We start from the raw sequence: 15,923 nt of genomic DNA, 5'->3' as shown, positions 1-15,923 counted from the left end.
TCGACGCCGACTCGGGTCCAGTTCGCCATGACACGTGAGTTCTCGGATCAGCCCTTATACAGTCGAGCTGTGAACGAGACTCCGGCCACGAACAGTGGACGGTCACTCGCCGAACGGCTGGCGATCCGGTTGCTGTATCCGACAGCCCGGCCCACCGAGGAAGCGCTGCGGGCGGCTGTCGCAGGCAAGGTGGTGCTGGTGACCGGGGCCTCGCACGGTATCGGCAAGGCCAGTGCGCGGAAGCTGGCCGCGGCGGGCGCGGTGGTGCCGCTGGTGGCCCGGTCCCGCCCGGAACTGGAACAGCTGGCCGCCGACATCGCGGCCGACGGTGGCACGGCCCACGCGTACACGACCGACCTGACCGACCTGGATGCCGTCGACCTGCTCGGCCGCACACTGCTGACCGAGTACGGACGCATAGATGCCGTGATCAGCAATGCGGGAAAGTCGATTCGGCGCCCCATCGCCGAGTCCTACGATCGCTTCCACGATTTCACCCGCACCATCGACATCAACTATCTCGGCCCGGTGCGGCTGCTGCTTACTCTGTTGCCCCATATGCGTGCACGCAAGCAGGGGCATATCGTGAATATCTCCACTTGGGGCGTGCTCCTGCCGCCGAGTCCACGCTGGTCGGCCTACATCGCCTCGAAAGCGGCCTTCGACGTCTGGCTGCGCAGCGTGGCCGCCGAAATCGCCTGCGACGATGTCACCACTACATCGATCTACATGCCCCTGGTCCACACCAGGATGAGCGCCCCCACCGACTTCAGCCGCACCCCCGGTCTGACCGTCGACGAAGCCTCCGACCTCGTCTCGCACGCCGTCACGACCAAACCCCGCGACATCGCCCCCTGGTGGGCGATCCGGGTCCAAGCCTGGTCTGCCGTCCACCGCAACCAAGCCCAGCGCATTCTGGAACGTAGGTTCCGCCGCTGAACACCGGACCGGAGGTGCGGGCCGGGCCTCGGGTGCTACGAACGGGTCACCGAGATCTCGCCCTGGTCGCTGATCACTTCGACAAGCACATCCTTCGAGTGAAGGTACGTCCAGGCCTGACATTTGAACTGGTTGCCTACCTGGACCACAACAGAACCGGGGCAGGTCACTCGACCGGCAGGTTGATCCCCCACGCCTTGCAGCCTGTTCGCCACCTGCTGCTCCAACGCTGTCTGATCGAACACCCGCGGTTGTTGGACCGGGTCGAGATCGGCGCCCATCAGCTTCACCGTCACCGCCACCGCGCAGACGGCGACCACGGCCGAGGAAACCGCTATGACAGTGCGGGCTACGTTCTGTTGATCAACCACGCCGATAGTCCTATCCACCCCTGAAGGACTTGGCAAGACCATCGATTGATCAGTCAGAAAGCGGCCGATCGCGCCAGTGCGCGAGGCGGCGGTCCGCCGTGCCGGATGTCATCCACTCCGCTGCTGCCCGGGAGCCTCACCCGAGCGGGAAAGTATTCCGGCAACCCGGCAAATGATCGGTGGTGGGCGTCAGCGCAGATTTTCTGCGAAGGTGTCTGTGTGGCGGTGTTGAGCAGGAACCACGTGATCGTGCGCGGCAAGATCGGCGCACCGGTGGTCGTGCTCGCCCACGGATTCGGGTGTGACCAGCACATGTGGCGCCTGGTCACACCGGTTCTGGAGCGTGACTTCACCGTCGTCCTGTTCGACCACGTGGGTGCGGGCCGCTCGGATCTCTCGGCGTGGACGCCGTCGCGTTACTCCAGCATGGACGGCTACGTGGAGGATGTGCTGGCGCTACTTCGCGAGCTGGAACTGGGGCCGGTGGTCTTCGTAGGGCATTCGGTCAGTGCGACGATGGGAGTGCTGGCTGCCGCACGCGAGCCCGCGGCATTCGCCGGACTGGTACTGGTGACTCCCTCGCCGTGTTTCATCGATGATCCGGCCACCGGGTACCGAGGCGGTTTCAGCGCCGCCGACATCGAGGAACTGCTGGAGGCGCTCGATGCGAACTATCTGGGCTGGTCGGGCGCGATGGCGCCGGTAATCATGGGCAACCCGGACCGGCCGGAGCTGGCCGAGGAACTCACCAATAGTTTCTGCCGCACCGACCCCGAGATCGCGCGCGTCTTCGCACGCGTCACGTTCCTCTCCGACAACCGGGACGATCTGGACGCGGTGGGTGTACCCACGCTGGTTCTGCAGTGCTCGGCCGACGCCATCGCCCCACCCGAGGTCGGGGCGTTCGTCCATGAACGGATCAGGGGCAGTCGGCTGGTCACGCTCGCCGCGACCGGACACTGCCCGCAGCTCAGTTCTCCCGACGAGACCGCCGCCGCCATCGCCGCCTTCGCTGCGGAAACCGGATGACGAGCGCGGCGGGCGACCGAGACGGCGCCAGCGCTCTCGGAGCGGGGGCGGATGACGACGCGGTGTTCGCCGCGCTACTGGAGGACAGCGCCGAGGACCTGTACGAGAACGCCCCCTGCGGATACCTCTCCACCTCGCTGGACGGCCGCATCGCCAAAGTGAACGCCACGCTGCTGGACTGGCTTGGCTGGCGGCGCGACGAACTGGTGGGACGCAAACACTTCTCCGACCTGCTCACCGTGGGCGGTCGCCTCTATCACGAAACCCACTTCGCGCCTCTGCTGCGGATGCAGGGCGATATCAGTGGCATTGCCCTGGAAATGAAGACCGCCGACGGTCGGCGACTACCGGTCCTGGTGAGCTCACATGTCAAGACCGGCGGTGAGGGGCAACCGCTACTGATTCGCACCACCGTCTTCGACGCCCGCGAGCGCCGGGCTTATGAGACGGAGCTGCTGCGGGCACGGCGCGAAGCCGAGCAAGAGCGCGAACGCCTCCAGCGTCTGAACGCCACTTTGCAGACCACCCTGCTACCGCCCGAACTGCCTCAGGTTCCCGGCGTCGAAGTCGCCGCGTACTACCACATCGCCTCTGCCGACGAGGTCGGCGGCGACTTCTACGATCTGTTCCCCATCACTGCCGACACCTGGGGAATGTTCCTGGGCGACGTCTGTGGCAAAGGAGCTCCTGCCGCGGCACTCACTTCACTGGCCCGTTACACACTGCGCACGGCCACCGCCTACACCCACGACCCGGCCGCAGTGCTGGACACGCTCAACACCACGCTCACCGAGCGATACCACGGTCACAGGCCCCGGTTCTGCACGATCATCTTCGGGCTCATCCGTCCCACTGCCGATCGCGGCGGTTGCGACATCACATTGGCAGGCGGCGGGCACCCGCCGGCGCTGCTCCTGCGTTCCGACGGCGATGTGGAAGAGATGCACACCCAGGGTGGCCAGCTGATCGGGGCGATCCCGCACGCCCGGATCGTCACAAGAAGCTTCCGGCTGGAGGCCGGGGACACGCTGCTGCTCTATACGGACGGACTCACCGAAGCTCGCGTCACGGAGAACGGCGGTCGTTACGGCGACCAAGCCCTCGTCGAATTCGTTCGCGCGCTGGCGCCCGTGACGGCGTCCGGCGGTATCGAAGCCATCCGGGAATTGCTCGACTCTTTCGGACCAGGGGTGGAGGACGACACCGCCCTCCTCGCCATCCACGCGCTACCTCCGCCCCAGGCGTGACGCACTGGAACGCTGCCGCACAGCGCCTGGAAAGTAGGGTCGGCACCGCAATGACAGAATGACGGGCCGGCCATCACAGACCAGAGGAGTTATCTCGGGTGGAACTGCCCGTCGAACTTGTCGAGGCCCTCGACCGGGCATGCGCGGGCGTTCCCCAGCGGCAGCTTGCCACCTCGGTCGACCGGCTGATCTCGCGCTACCGGGACCCGCGTCCGGCGGCGGCGCCGATTCTCGCTTCGACCGCAGATGTCACCGCCTACGCCGCTTATCGCATGCCCGCGACGTGGGCCGCTGTGCACAGTGCGCTCGAGCGGTTCGCCGAGCGGGCGCCCGGCTTTCGGCCGGAGACACTGCTCGACGTCGGCGGGGGCACCGGCGCGGCGCTATGGGCAGCGAGCGAACTGTTCCCCTCCCTGGCCGAGGCGACCGTACTGGATCAGGTGGACGAAGCACTGCTTCTAGGGCGCAAGCTCGCGTCCGACGCCACCTCCGCGGCGATGCGTTCCGCCGTGTGGCGGCGGACCTCCTTCGCCGCTCAGGAAGCATTCGGCGGAGCGGACCTCGTCACGATTTCCTATGTGCTGAGCGAACTCTCCGAGGCAGACCAAGCCGATCTGGTGGCCCGGGCGACCGAGGGGGCGGAAGTGGTAGCCGTCATCGAGCCGGGAACTCCGGACGGCCATCGCAGAATCCTCGCCGCCCGCGACGTCTTGATCGAAGCCGGTCTGACGGTCGTGGCCCCCTGCCCGCACCAACAGATGTGCCCGCTCGCCGCGGGGACGGACTGGTGCCATTTCAGCACGCGAATCAACCGGACGTCCCTGCACCGGCGGTTGAAGGGCGGCGAACTCGGCCATGAAGACGAGAAGTTCTCCTATGTGATCGCCTCTCGGACCGCGCACGCCCCCGCCGCGGGTCGAATCCTGCGACATCCGCTCAAACGTAAGGGCCTGGTCACGCTGGAAGTCTGCACGGCCGATGACGGCGTGCGGCAAACCCTCGTCTCGAAGCGACAGGGCGAGGCGTACCGCGAGGCAAGGAACGCGGAATGGGGCGACGCCTGGCCACCATCCCACCGCTCGGCGGACTGATCGCCACTGCTCGAAGATTGATCCCCGCCTGACCCGCCGCTCGGCAAGCCGCGCCGAGCGTCGCCTGGGGGCCGGAAGGATGCCGGGCTTTAATGAGCCGCCAACTAGTGGCACAATTCACAACGATCCAATATTTACGTAAATCGGGCGTAACCGTGTTCCGCTCAGGCCGTTGAGGAGCGACACCAGTGCAGATGTCGAGGCGCGATCCCGGCTCACGACCGCGCTGTGCTGGGGCTTCCGCGTTCCGGGCGTCGGTCCCGCCCACTGGTCGAGTTCGTGAGGGGGCGAGGTGATCCCTATGTGGCGCTCGGTCGGGGGCTCGGCGCAGGCCCCTCGACGGTCCGGCCTTCTTCTGAAATCGAGGTGATCCGTCAAGTGCTGGAAACGCAAACCAAGGTCGTACGAAGTCTGGTTCCCGCTCGGATGGACCGGCTTCCGTGGACCAAGTTCCACTGGCTCATCGTCGTCGGGCTCGGGGTCTCCTGGGTCCTGGACGGAATCGAGATCCAGATCGTCAGCAGCATGGGTGGACCGCTGCAAGACGTCGAAACGCTGCATCTGACCTCCGGGCAGGTCGGCGCGATGGCCTCGTGGTATCTGGCCGGTCAGGTCGTCGGCGCACTCGTGTTCGGCAGGCTCACCGACCGGCTCGGTCGCAAGAAGCTGTTCATACTGACCCTGGCGATCTATCTGATCGGTAGTGGGTTGGCCGGTTTCTCCTGGAACGCATGGTCGCTGTACTTGTTCCGCTTCATCGCGGGCACCGGAATCGGTGGCGAATACACGGCGATCAATTCGGCGATCGACGAAATCATGCCCTCCAGATATCGGGGCCGGGTCGACATCGCGATCAACGGCACCTACTGGGGTGGCGCGGCATTGGGAGCGGCGGCGAGCCTGATCCTGTTCAACGAGCGATTCGTCCCGACCGGCTGGGGATGGCGTATCGGATTCTTCATCGGACCCGTCCTCGGCTTCATCATCATCTTCCTGCGCAGGCACATTCCGGAGAGCCCGCGCTGGCTGCTCACCCACGGGCGGGCCGAGGAAGCGGAGCGGACCGTCGACGAGATCGAAGGGCAGTTGCGGAGTCGGGGGATCGAGCTCCCCGCGGTCGACGAGAGCAAAGCCTTGGACATCGTGGACGCGGATCGGCTCTCCTACCTGCGGATGGCCCGGATCTTCTTCGGACGATACCCATCGCGTTCCTTTCTCGGATTCACGATGATGGCTACGCAGGCTTTTCTCTACAATGCGATCTTCTTCACCGTCGGCCTGGTGCTGATCAATTTCTACAACGTGCCGGCCGATCACACGGGCTATTATTTCTTCCCGTTCGCGGTCGGCAATCTGATCGGCCCACTGGTACTCGGCCCGCTCTTCGACAGTATCGGCCGCCGGAAGATGATCTGTGCCACCTATGTGGGCTCCGGTTTGTTGCTCTTCGTTTCCGCGTGGGCATTCAATGCGGGCATTCTCAACGCCACCACCCAGACCATCTTCTGGTGTGTCATCTTCTTCTTCGCCTCGGCGGGCGCGTCGTCTGCTTATCTCACGGTCAGCGAGATCTTCCCGCTGGAACTGCGTGGTCAGGCCATCTCGTTCTTCTTCGCCATCGCGCAGGGCGCGGGCGGAGTCGTCGCGCCGTTCCTCTTCGGGCATCTGGTCGGCGGCGCGGACAACCCGAGCCCCGACCGGTTCCCGCTCACGGTGGGGTACCTCATCGGCGCCGGGTTCATGATCTTCGGTGGCCTGGTCGCCTGGTTCTTCGGAGTGAACGCCGAGGGGCAGTCCTTGGAGGACATCGCGGATCCGCTGTCCGTGGCGAAACCAACGGCGACTGCCCCAGGGGTGGCCGTCGACGGTCGACACGAGGAGCCGCCCACGCAAGAGCCGCTGCTCAGCGAGCCGATATCTGGCGGTCCATCAGTTGTCGAATCGATGAAGGGCGATTAGCGACATGGTGCAGCCAACTCCTTGGCGAGCGAATCGAGATCGGCAGCAACAGGCGGGGGCGACGAGCCGCTCGCCGGGCGGTACTCGGAAACGCCGGGTAGACGTCGCCAGACTCCGGTCGCGGTTGCCGAAACTTCGGGGGCGGCCGCCGAAACTCCAGACCCGGTTGCCGCAAATCCGGGCGGCAGCGCAACCGCTGGTGGTCTTGCTCCGGGACAACTCGGGTTATCTGTGTGCCGCGGTCGGAAGCATCGTCACGTTCACCCTGCTGTTCAAGCCGTGGCTCGCCACCGGCGGACCGGATGGCACGATCTGGAGCAACGCCTTCGGCCAGACCCACATCACCACCACGCTCGTGGGGCTCTGGTCGAAGAATCCGCCCGCGCACTCCAATCTCAGCGGTACATGGGCCATTTTCGCCACCATCGCGATCTTCCTCACGGTGCTCGCGGCGTTGGCCAATCTATGGTCCCGCACCGAGGCACTCGCGCGTCTGACGACCGGTTCGGCGGTGGCGGTGGCGCTTTTCATCGCCTTCACGCTGGTCTATCTCAACAGCAAGGGGCCGGAGTTGCGCTCCATGATCGGCTCCGGCCCGCCCACCGACCTCGGCACGCAGGTCGGCTACGTGATCCGATGGGCTTCAGGCAACGGGCAATATCCGCTGCCAGGGCTGCGAAAGGTCGAGTTCGAGACCGCGAAACTCACCGGTACCGCGCTGTTCGCCGGTGCGACGGCGATGTTCTCGGCCGTGGCGGCCATCGCCCAATGGGTTCGGAAAATGAAGTCACGCCGCGGCACCGGCTGAGCCGCCGACTACGTCACGACGAAGACTCCCTTTCCGGGAACGTGGGGAGCGTCCGTCGCGATCAGGACTTCCACGCGGCCCAGACCGGAGGGAATGGGCACCGGTATCCATGAGCCTGCCACGTTCTCCTCGGCCGGTGTGCTGTCGTCGACCCGGATCGGTGGCAGGGTGCCGTACACGCCGGTGTCGGAATTTCGCCAGGAAACCGTGACTTCCACGCCGCAGGAGCCGCCGGGCCGGTCGGGCGCGAAGACGAACTCGGGGCGGATCCACAGCGTGGGCAGACCGGAGTAGTTGCGGTCGGGGTCGTAGTAGGCGGCGATCATGCCGATGCCCGCGCCGCCACCGTCGCAGAGCGTTCGTGCCGGGGGGACGCCGAGAGGAAGCGCGGATACCACCGGGGCGGTCACACCGAGTGTGCCGATGGCCAGAGCTATGACCGCTACACCATGCCGGACATCCACCGCTGCTCCCTTCGTCGGACTCGAACTGTCTGCCTGCTGTGTCGACATGAGTTCGCCGAGTGTTAACGGGAGCGTACGAAGGGTGCGGTGGGCGGCGGCGATCTGGTGTCGGCGCGCCGGAAATTCACGATGCGCGACAGCGTTTTTCGCGGGCGCGAGTCTCCGGGGTCAGCCGACGGCTGCGGAGCGCAGGTGGGCGCGCTCGGCGATGGCGGCCAATTCCGCGTTGAAGCGGTCGGCGGCTTCGATATTGCCCAGATGCCCGGTGGGCCAGACGTGGTAGGCGGCCAAATGACCGGCTTCCGCGAGCGCGTCGGCGATGCGGCGCGACATGCGCTCGGGCAGCAAACGGTCGTGGGCGCCCGCGATCACCGTGGTGGGCACGGTGAGGGAGGCGGCCGCTTCGGCGAGATCCATGTCGGCGAGTGCGGCGGCGTGCCTGCCCCGGGTGAGCGGTCGGCACGAGCGCACGATGCCGAGCGCGAACTCGACCTGGTCCGCGGTTGCGTGCGGGTTCATCACGCGCGCCTTGAGCAGCGCGCTCGTCGGCCAGCCGCCGGGCAGCGGGACGGGGGCGGTGAGCAGCGTCTCGGCGACGATCATGGGCATCCGTACCGTTGCACCGAACACCGTGATCGGGCGGTCCGCCAAGGTCAACGGCTTGTTCAGCAGGGGAAGCAGATCGGTGTCGTAGCGGATGTTGCCCGACGTACTGTTCAACAGGACGGCGGCCGCAGCCTGCTTGCGGACCTGCTCCGGATAGCGAGCGGCCCACGCCTGCACGGTGATACCGCCCATGCTGTGGCCGACCAGCACGGCCCGCTGTCCGGGACGCAGCGTGGCGTTCAGCACGGCCGACAGATCGTCGGCCAGCGACTCCTTGCTGAGGACGGACTTGCCGAGTTCGCTCGCGCCGTGCCCGCGCTGGTCGTAGCAGACCACGCGGTACCGGTCGGCGAACGCGTTGATCTGCGGGTTCCAGTACTCGATGCTGCAACTCCAGCCGTGGATCAGGACGATGACATCGCCCTGTGCCGGGCCGTACGCGTGTACTCGCAAGCGAGCGCCGTCTTTGGTGGTGACCGGAATGACCGCGTGGCGAGCGGTCGGCGCGTTCAACGACGCGGTACGGAAGGTACGGGACCGCAGTCCGGCACGGTAATCGGCGGTGAGCGCACCGTTATGCGCGTCCGCCAGCGTCCTCATCGACTTCACCAGCATCAGGCACTCCTTTGTGTCCACCGTCACCGTACAGTGCAAGCAGCGGTGCTTGCTAGTGTTAGCGCCGTACGACGGTATTCCTGGTCTATATCGGGGAGTACCCCCGGATTCGGTACGGCAAAAGATCATTTCGAAAGAAAAAGTCAGACGCGCTTCGTTTGGGCTGTCGGACCGCGATGCCAAGATCGCGGCATGACCGCTATCGAGTTCGCCGCGCCGATTCCCGTGCTGCGCATGTTCGACGTCGTGCGGACCTACGAGTTCTACCGGGACTACCTGGGCTTCGCAGTGGACTGGGAGCATCGATTCGGTGCTGACTTCCCGCTCTACGCGCAGTTCTCCCGGGCCGAGGCGACCCTTCACCTGAGCGAACACCACGGGGACGGCACCCCGGGCAGCGTCGTGTGGATCGCGGTCGGCGATGTCTTCGCCTGGCATGCCGAGCTCGCCGCGAAGAGTTATCGCTACGCCGACCCTGGTCGTCCGGAAGACGGTCCGGGCGGTCCGGGATTCGACCTTGCCGACCCGTCCGGCAATGTGCTGCGGTTCGCGCAGCCGAAGTAGCGGGGCGCTGCCGTGGCGGCGCGCCTCATCGCCCGGTTACGGTTGACTCGTGGACATCGCGCACCCTGCCTCCGGGCCCGTGACGGACCCGGGAACCGAGCCGAAGACCGGGTGGCGCGGGGCGGCGCTTCCGCTGTTGGTGGCGGGTGTCGGGGTGGGCGTCGGCGTATTGCTGCACCTGCGCGATCCGCACGTCGAGGGCTCCTACGGCACCTGTCCGGTGTACGCGCTGACCGGCTTTTACTGCCCCGGCTGCGGCGGGATGCGCGCCGTGCACAACCTCACCGACGGGCACGTCATCGATGCTCTGCACAGCAACTTGCTCGCGCTTCCGCTGGTTCTCGCGTTCGCGGTGTGGGTGCTGGACTGGACGGTTCAGGGGTGGCGCGGCCGGAAGATGCGGTTGCCGTCGATCAGCCGGACGACCATGTGGACGTTCTTCGCATTGCTGGCGATCTACACGGTGGTACGCAATACGCCGTGGGGAACCCTGTTCACACCGGTGTAACACGCGAATGTACGGGCAGCCCCCAGGTATGAGAGATTCGCTGAAGACCAGGGTGCAGCAGAAACTGCTGCGCCAGCTCATCGAGGACCCGCGGGACACCGAGCACGACGACCCCCGGCAGATCGCCGTGGAGACCGATCTGGACGCGCTGGCCAACGTGCCGGAGGACGATCCGCTGGTCGAGGAACTCGCCGCGCGTTATCTGGTCTTCTGATCAGGCCGTCGATGCGCCGCCGTAGGGAGGCAGCTGCGGTAGTCGCTCGGCGAGCAGCCAGCTGTCCCACAGTGGGCGTAGCGACACCAGGCTGTAGTGCCCGGCCAGGTCGGTGAATTCCTCGGTGGTCACCGACGAGTGGCGGTAGCGAATGGTCCATTCCCGGAGCAGGTCGAAGAAGGTCGAGTCGCCGAGTTCCAGGCGCAAAGCGTGCAGGGTGAGCGCACCCCGCTTGTAGACGCGGTCATCGAACATCCGCTGCGGTCCAGGATCGCCGATGACGATGTCCTGGGGCTCGCGGGCCAGGTTGTGCCGTGCGGCGCGGGCCAGCTGATCGGCGGTCGGCCCGCCCGCGGCCTCCGACCAGATCCATTCCGCGTAGCAGGCGAAGCCTTCGTGCAGCCAGATGTCCCGCCACTGCCGGATGGTCAGGCTGTTGCCGAACCACTGGTGGGCCAGCTCGTGCGCGACCAGCCGTTCCGCGCCGCGGCGGCCGTCGCAGTGGTTGGCGCCGAAGATGGAGATGCCCTGCGCCTCGATCGGGATCTCCAGTTCGTCGTCGGTGACGACGACGGTGTAGTCCGCGAAAGGGTAGGGGCCGAATTTCTCGCTGAAGACCTCGAGCATCCTCGGCTGACGAGCGAAGTCGTGGTCGAAGTTGGCGCGCAGCCGCGCAGGCAGGATCGCCTGCATCGGCACCGCGTGCGAAGGACCGATGCGGTGCTTGCGATAGTGACCGATCTGGATGGTGGCCAAGTAGCTCGACATCGGCTCGGCCTGCTCGTACACCCACGTGGTCTGACTGGACTTCGTCTGCTTGCGCAGCAAGGTTCCGTTGGCCACCGCGTAGTAGGGCGAATCGGTGGTGATCGAGATCCGGTAGCTGGCCTTGGAACTCGGGTGGTCGTCACACGGGAACCAGGACGCCGCGCCATTGGGCTGACTGGCCACGATCGCGCCTTCGGTGAGTTCTTCCCACCCGACCTCGCCCCACGGCCCGCGCACCGGTTTCGGGGTGCCGCCGTACTGCACCACCAGCGCGAGCACGCCGCCCGCCGGAATCCGCTGTTGCGGCGTCACGACCAACTTGCCGTGCTGATGGGCGAATTTCGCGGCCTTGATCCCGTTGACGGACACCTTCGACACGCTCAGCGCCTGGCCGAGATCGAGTGCGAACCTGGTGCGCGCCTCGGTGGTCACGGCGGTGATCTCGGCGCGCCCGGTGAGCCGGTTGGCGGACACCCGATAGGCCAGTTCCAGCTCGTACCGGGAAACGCGATACCCCCGGTTGCCGTTCTGCGGGAGGTACTCGTCGATGGGGGCTTCGTAGAACTTGCCCGCCATCAGCGTGCCCCGGGATCGCCCGTGAACCAGGGCGCGATCGGGTTGCCCCACCAGCGCGTCGAGGCGGGCACCGCGTCGCCGCGCATGACCAGGGAAGCCGGGCCGATGGTCGCGCCGTCGCCGAGCGTCGAGGCGGGCAGTGCCACGCAGTGCGGACCGAGGGTGGCGCCCGCGCCGAGGGTGACGGAGTCCATGGCCATGATCCGGTCGTGGAACAGGTGGGTCTGCACCACACATCCGCGTTCCACGGTCGCGCCGTCGCCGAGAGTCACCAGGTCCGCCTCCGGTAGCCAGTAGGACTCGCACCATACCCCGCGCCCGATGCCCGCGCCGAGACCGCGAAGCCAGAGGTTCAGGACGGGCGTCCCGGTCGCCGCGCGCGCGAACCATGGTGCGGCAACCGTTTCCACGAACGTGTCGGAGACCTCGTTGCGCCAGACGAACGAACTCCACAGCGGATGCTCCTCGGCGCGGATCCGCCCCACCAGCAACCACTTGGCGGCCACCGAGGTCGCCCCCGCGACGCCGCCCGCCGCCAGCAGCACCAGTCCGCTGAGCAGCCCGGCGGTCAGGTGGCCGAAGGTTTGCGCGAGCCACGCGAGGGTGCACAGCACGCCGAGACCGATCGCGAAGGTCACCAGAACCGGGATCAAGCGGCACGTCTCGACGATGCCGCGGGCGACGCGCAGGCGGGCAGGCGGATCGAAGGTGCGCGCCGTGTCGGCGTTCTCCGCGGCGCGGCGCAGCCGGACCGGTGGGCTGCCCAGCCAGGACGAGCCGGGTTTCGCCTTGGACGGCGCCGCCGACAGCACCGCGACCAGCCCGTTCTTCGGGACCCGTCGCCCGGGGGCGGTCATGCCGGAGTTGCCGAGGAAGGCGCGCTTGCCGACCTTGGCCGCACCGATGTGCAGCCAGCCGCCGCCGAGTTCGTAACCGGCGATCATGGTGTCGTCGGCCAGGAACGCCCCGTCGGCGACGGTGGTGAACTTCGGCAGCAGCAGCACCGTGGAGGCCTCGACGCTCTTGCCCACCTTCGCGCCGAGCAAGCGCAGCCACAGCGGGGTGAGCAGGCTGGCATACAGCGGGAACAGGAAAGTGCGTGCGGAATCCAGCAGGCGCTCGGTGGCCCATGCCTGCCAGCCGACCCGGCTGCGCACCGGGTGATAGCCCTCGGTCAGGCCGATGCTCAGCAGCCGGACCGCGACGATGGTCGCCGCGGCGTAGACGCCCAGGCTGAGCAGGGTCGCGAAAGGAAGCACGACGAATGCGCGCGCGACGCCGCCCGCGAGCGTGCGGGTGTCGCGAACGAACCAGGCGAGGAACGCGCCACCGGCGCCGATGCCGAGAATCGGCATGGCGGCCAGCGCCATCGATGTGACACCGAAGACGCCGACCCAGCGCCGGGCTCGAGCCGGCGTGTGCGCGGGCCAGCGGTGCTGGGCCTTGCCCACCTTCACCGCGGGCGAACCGGCCCACTCCTGTTCCGCCTTCACCTTGCCCGCCACCGCGGAGCCGGGCGCCACCTCGGCGTTCCTGCCGATCTTCGTGCCGGGCAACAAGATCGAGCGCGAGCCGACCACCGCGCCGGGGCCGACGGTGATCGGGCCGAGATGCACCACGTCGCCGTCGATCCAGTAGCCGGACAGGTCGACCTCCGGCTCCACGCTGCAACCGTCGCCCAGTTCGAGCATCCCCGTCACCGGCGGGAGGCTGTGCAGGTCGACCCCCTTGCCGATCTTCGCGCCGAGCGCGCGGGCGAACGGCACCATCCAGGGGGCGCCGGACAGATTCTCCGCGCCGCTGGCCTCGGACAGGCGCACGGCCGCCCACAACCGCAGATGCACCGAGCCCCCGCGCGGATAGCGCCCCGGCCGGACGCCGCGCAGCAGCAGCCGCGCGCCGGCCACGCAGATCGTCATCCGGCCGAGCGGCGAGATGAACAGCAGGAACGCGACCACCGTCCACCACCAGGACAGCTGTGGCAGCCATGGCAGCGACCCGGACCAGGCCGCGATGTTGCCGACGATCGCCAGCCAGGTGAGCCACTGCAGGCCGGTGAGGGTGGTGAGCGGGATGGTGGCGAGTACCTGCGCGGCTTGCGCGAGCGGTGGCGTCGGCCGCACCGTCCGGTCGGCGACGGCCACGGTGGGCGTGGTCTGCTCCAGCAGCTCGGCGAGCGCGCCCAGGCGGGGATGGTCGTAGACGTCCGCGACGGCGATCTGCGGATACCGTTCGCGCAAGGCGGTGACCAGCTGGGCCGCCGCGAGTGAACCGCCGCCCAGGTCGAAGAAGTCCGCGTCGAGATCGCCGACCTCCGCGCCGAGGATGGCGTCCCAGAGTCCGGCGATCCACAGGGCCGTGCCGGTCAGGTCGTTGTCGTCGTCGTCCTCGGCGGCGTTGGGCAGCGGCCAGGGCAGCGCGTCGCGGTCGACCTTGCCGGAGGTGCGGGTGGGCAGTTCGTCGACCACCGCGAGCCGGGGCACCAGCGGCGCGGGCAACTGTCCGGCGAGGACCGCGCGCGCGGCCTTGGCATCGAAATCCGGTCCGGGTCCGGTCAGATAGCCGACCAGTAGCTTGTTGCCCGCTTTTGTCGTGCGGATGGCCGTCGCGGCGCCGGTGACTCCGGGCAGGTGTTGCAGAGCGTTATCGATCTCGCCGAGTTCGATGCGCCGCCCGCCCAGCTTGATCTGATCGTCGGCGCGGCCCAGGAAGACCAGACCGGCGCTGTCGTTGCGCACCAGGTCGCCGCTGCGATACGCGCGTTCCCAGCCGACGGAGGCCAGCGGCGCGTACTTCTCGGCGTCCTTGGCCGGGTCGAGGTAGCGGGCCAGCCCGACGCCGCCGATCACCAGTTCGCCGGATTCCCCCTCGGCCACCGGGTTACCCGCCGCATCGACGACGACCAGATCCCAGCCGTTGAGCGGCAATCCGATTCGGATCGGCCACTGGCCGTCCAACCGCGCGGCGCAGGCGACGACCGTGGCTTCGGTGGGGCCGTAGGTGTTCCACACCTCGCGCGCCACATCACCGTTTCCGGCGAGACGCTCGGCGAGTTCCGGCGGGACGGCCTCGCCGCCGAAGATGAGCAGGCGCACCGCCTCCAGCGCCTCGACCGGCCAGGTCGCCGCCAGGGTCGGGACGGTCGAGACCACGGTGATCCGCCGCCGCACCAGCCAGGGACCGAGATCGGCGCCGGTGCGCACCAGCTCACGCGGGGCGGGCACCAAGCAGGCGCCGTTGCGCCAGGCCAGCCACATCTCCTCGCAGGACGCGTCGAAGGCGACCGACAATCCGGCGAGCACACGGTCACTCGGGCCGATCGGGGCGTCCTGAAGGAACAGGTCGGCTTCCGCGTCGACGAAGGCGGCCGCGTTGCGGTGGGTGACGGCAACGCCTTTCGGGGTGCCGGTGGAACCCGAGGTGAAGATGATCCAGGCGTCGTCGCGGGGAGTCGGCAGCGTCGACCAGCTTTCCTCGCGCTGCTCTTCCGCCGCGCGTATGCCCGCGGCGGTGGTCTCGATGCCCGCCGCGGTCACGATCGCGGTGACCTGCGCCTCGCCGAAGACCAGTTGGGCGCGCTCGTCCGGGTCGTCCGCGTCGACCGGCACGTAGGCCGCGCCGGAGTACAGGACGGCGAGGATGGTCACGTAGAGCTCACGGGTGCCCGACGGTATGCGTACGCCGACCCGGTCGCCCGGTCGCACACCAGCGGTGGCGAGACGGGCCATGGTCTTCTCGATCTCGACGACCAGCTCCAGGTAGGAGAGCACTACTCGGCCGTCATCGATGGCAGGGGCGTCGGGGTGGGCGAGCGCCGTCGCGGTCAGGATGTCGACCAGTGTCCTGGCCTCCGGCGCGCGGTCACCGCGCGACAACGGGCCCGCGGGCGCGTCGACGTCTATCTCGAGCATGGTGCTCTGCGCACCTCCCATCGACTCGCCTCACACTTTCCCGTTGTTGTGTCATAGCTGGGTTACCAAAGGGCAAACGCCACGATGGCCAGTTGTCCACGGTACCCGGGGTTGTCGTCGTTCGTTGTTCACCGGAGCGGACGCCGGATCGGCGGGCGCCGTGCGCGTTGTTGCAGGTGGGATCGATATTCGCCGCCGCCACAGGGCAATCGCTGGTCGGTCCGTCGACCCTCGGGTTCGCCGGGAGATCGCT

The 15,923-nt window shown here is 67.6% G+C and carries 14 protein-coding genes; 9 read left to right on the top strand and 5 right to left on the bottom strand.

Annotated features, from left to right (window positions below):
- The first annotated feature begins 69 nt into the window (after positions 1-69).
- Complete coding sequence (locus tag ACIA5H_RS07110; protein ID WP_379250191.1) at positions 70-939, top strand: SDR family NAD(P)-dependent oxidoreductase; 870 nt, start codon at positions 70-72, stop codon at positions 937-939.
- A 35-nt stretch (positions 940-974) separates the two neighbouring features.
- On the opposite strand, the gene ACIA5H_RS07105 is transcribed toward ACIA5H_RS07110, so the two are convergent.
- Positions 975-1,310 (bottom strand): DUF4333 domain-containing protein, encoded by a 336-nt coding sequence (locus ACIA5H_RS07105; protein ID WP_397074472.1) that lies wholly within the window; start codon positions 1,308-1,310, stop codon positions 975-977.
- A gap of 219 nt (positions 1,311-1,529) precedes the next feature.
- Between ACIA5H_RS07105 and ACIA5H_RS07100 the strand changes: the two genes are divergently transcribed.
- From ACIA5H_RS07100 to ACIA5H_RS07080, 5 genes are all read left to right on the top strand, one after another.
- Positions 1,530-2,339 carry an alpha/beta fold hydrolase gene (locus ACIA5H_RS07100; RefSeq protein ID WP_397074470.1) on the top strand — a complete coding sequence of 270 codons (810 nt, stop codon included), beginning with the start codon at positions 1,530-1,532 and terminating at the stop codon, positions 2,337-2,339.
- Positions 2,336-3,586, top strand: a complete 1,251-nt coding sequence (locus ACIA5H_RS07095) for a PP2C family protein-serine/threonine phosphatase (RefSeq protein ID WP_379250195.1) — start codon at positions 2,336-2,338, stop codon at positions 3,584-3,586. Before ACIA5H_RS07100 ends, ACIA5H_RS07095 begins: the two co-directional genes overlap by 4 nt.
- A gap of 98 nt (positions 3,587-3,684) precedes the next feature.
- The gene (locus ACIA5H_RS07090) at positions 3,685-4,677 is read left to right on the top strand and encodes a small ribosomal subunit Rsm22 family protein (protein ID WP_397074467.1); all 993 of its coding nucleotides are present in this window, start codon (positions 3,685-3,687) and stop codon (positions 4,675-4,677) included.
- Between the two features lie 378 nt (positions 4,678-5,055).
- Positions 5,056-6,636 (top strand): MFS transporter, encoded by a 1,581-nt coding sequence (locus ACIA5H_RS07085; protein WP_397074465.1) that lies wholly within the window; start codon positions 5,056-5,058, stop codon positions 6,634-6,636.
- 166 nt (positions 6,637-6,802) lie between these two features.
- Complete coding sequence (locus tag ACIA5H_RS07080; RefSeq protein WP_379250200.1) at positions 6,803-7,444, top strand: hypothetical protein; 642 nt, start codon at positions 6,803-6,805, stop codon at positions 7,442-7,444.
- 8 nt (positions 7,445-7,452) lie between these two features.
- Here the strand turns inward: ACIA5H_RS07080 and ACIA5H_RS07075 are convergent, their stop codons facing one another.
- The gene (locus tag ACIA5H_RS07075) at positions 7,453-7,908 is read right to left on the bottom strand and encodes a hypothetical protein (RefSeq protein ID WP_356963530.1); all 456 of its coding nucleotides are present in this window, start codon (positions 7,906-7,908) and stop codon (positions 7,453-7,455) included.
- A 168-nt stretch (positions 7,909-8,076) separates the two neighbouring features.
- A complete protein-coding gene (locus ACIA5H_RS07070; RefSeq protein WP_397074462.1) occupies positions 8,077-9,129 on the bottom strand; it encodes an alpha/beta fold hydrolase in 1,053 nt (350 codons plus the stop codon).
- A gap of 192 nt (positions 9,130-9,321) precedes the next feature.
- Between ACIA5H_RS07070 and ACIA5H_RS07065 the strand changes: the two genes are divergently transcribed.
- From ACIA5H_RS07065 to ACIA5H_RS07055, 3 genes are read left to right on the top strand one after another with little or no spacing between them, the layout of a single operon-like run.
- Complete coding sequence (locus ACIA5H_RS07065; RefSeq protein WP_355079207.1) at positions 9,322-9,693, top strand: glyoxalase superfamily protein; 372 nt, start codon at positions 9,322-9,324, stop codon at positions 9,691-9,693.
- Positions 9,694-9,742: 49 nt separating this feature from the next.
- Positions 9,743-10,201 carry a DUF2752 domain-containing protein gene (locus ACIA5H_RS07060; protein WP_356963532.1) on the top strand — a complete coding sequence of 153 codons (459 nt, stop codon included), beginning with the start codon at positions 9,743-9,745 and terminating at the stop codon, positions 10,199-10,201.
- A 28-nt stretch (positions 10,202-10,229) separates the two neighbouring features.
- Positions 10,230-10,415, top strand: coding sequence for a hypothetical protein (locus ACIA5H_RS07055; protein WP_355079203.1), 186 nt, complete (start codon positions 10,230-10,232; stop codon positions 10,413-10,415).
- Here the strand turns inward: ACIA5H_RS07055 and ACIA5H_RS07050 are convergent, their stop codons facing one another.
- On the bottom strand, positions 10,416-11,759 hold the full coding sequence (locus ACIA5H_RS07050; RefSeq protein WP_379250208.1) for a M1 family metallopeptidase: 1,344 nt from the start codon (positions 11,757-11,759) through the stop codon (positions 10,416-10,418).
- Positions 11,759-15,670, bottom strand: a complete 3,912-nt coding sequence (locus ACIA5H_RS07045) for a Pls/PosA family non-ribosomal peptide synthetase (protein WP_397074522.1) — start codon at positions 15,668-15,670, stop codon at positions 11,759-11,761. Before ACIA5H_RS07045 ends, ACIA5H_RS07050 begins: the two co-directional genes overlap by 1 nt.
- Positions 15,671-15,923 lie beyond the last annotated feature (253 nt).

The sequence above is a fragment of the Nocardia sp. NPDC051900 genome (assembly GCF_044452545.1).
GTDB lineage: Bacteria > Actinomycetota > Actinomycetes > Mycobacteriales > Mycobacteriaceae > Nocardia > Nocardia sichangensis.
This window is presented reverse-complemented; position numbering and strand designations above follow the sequence as displayed.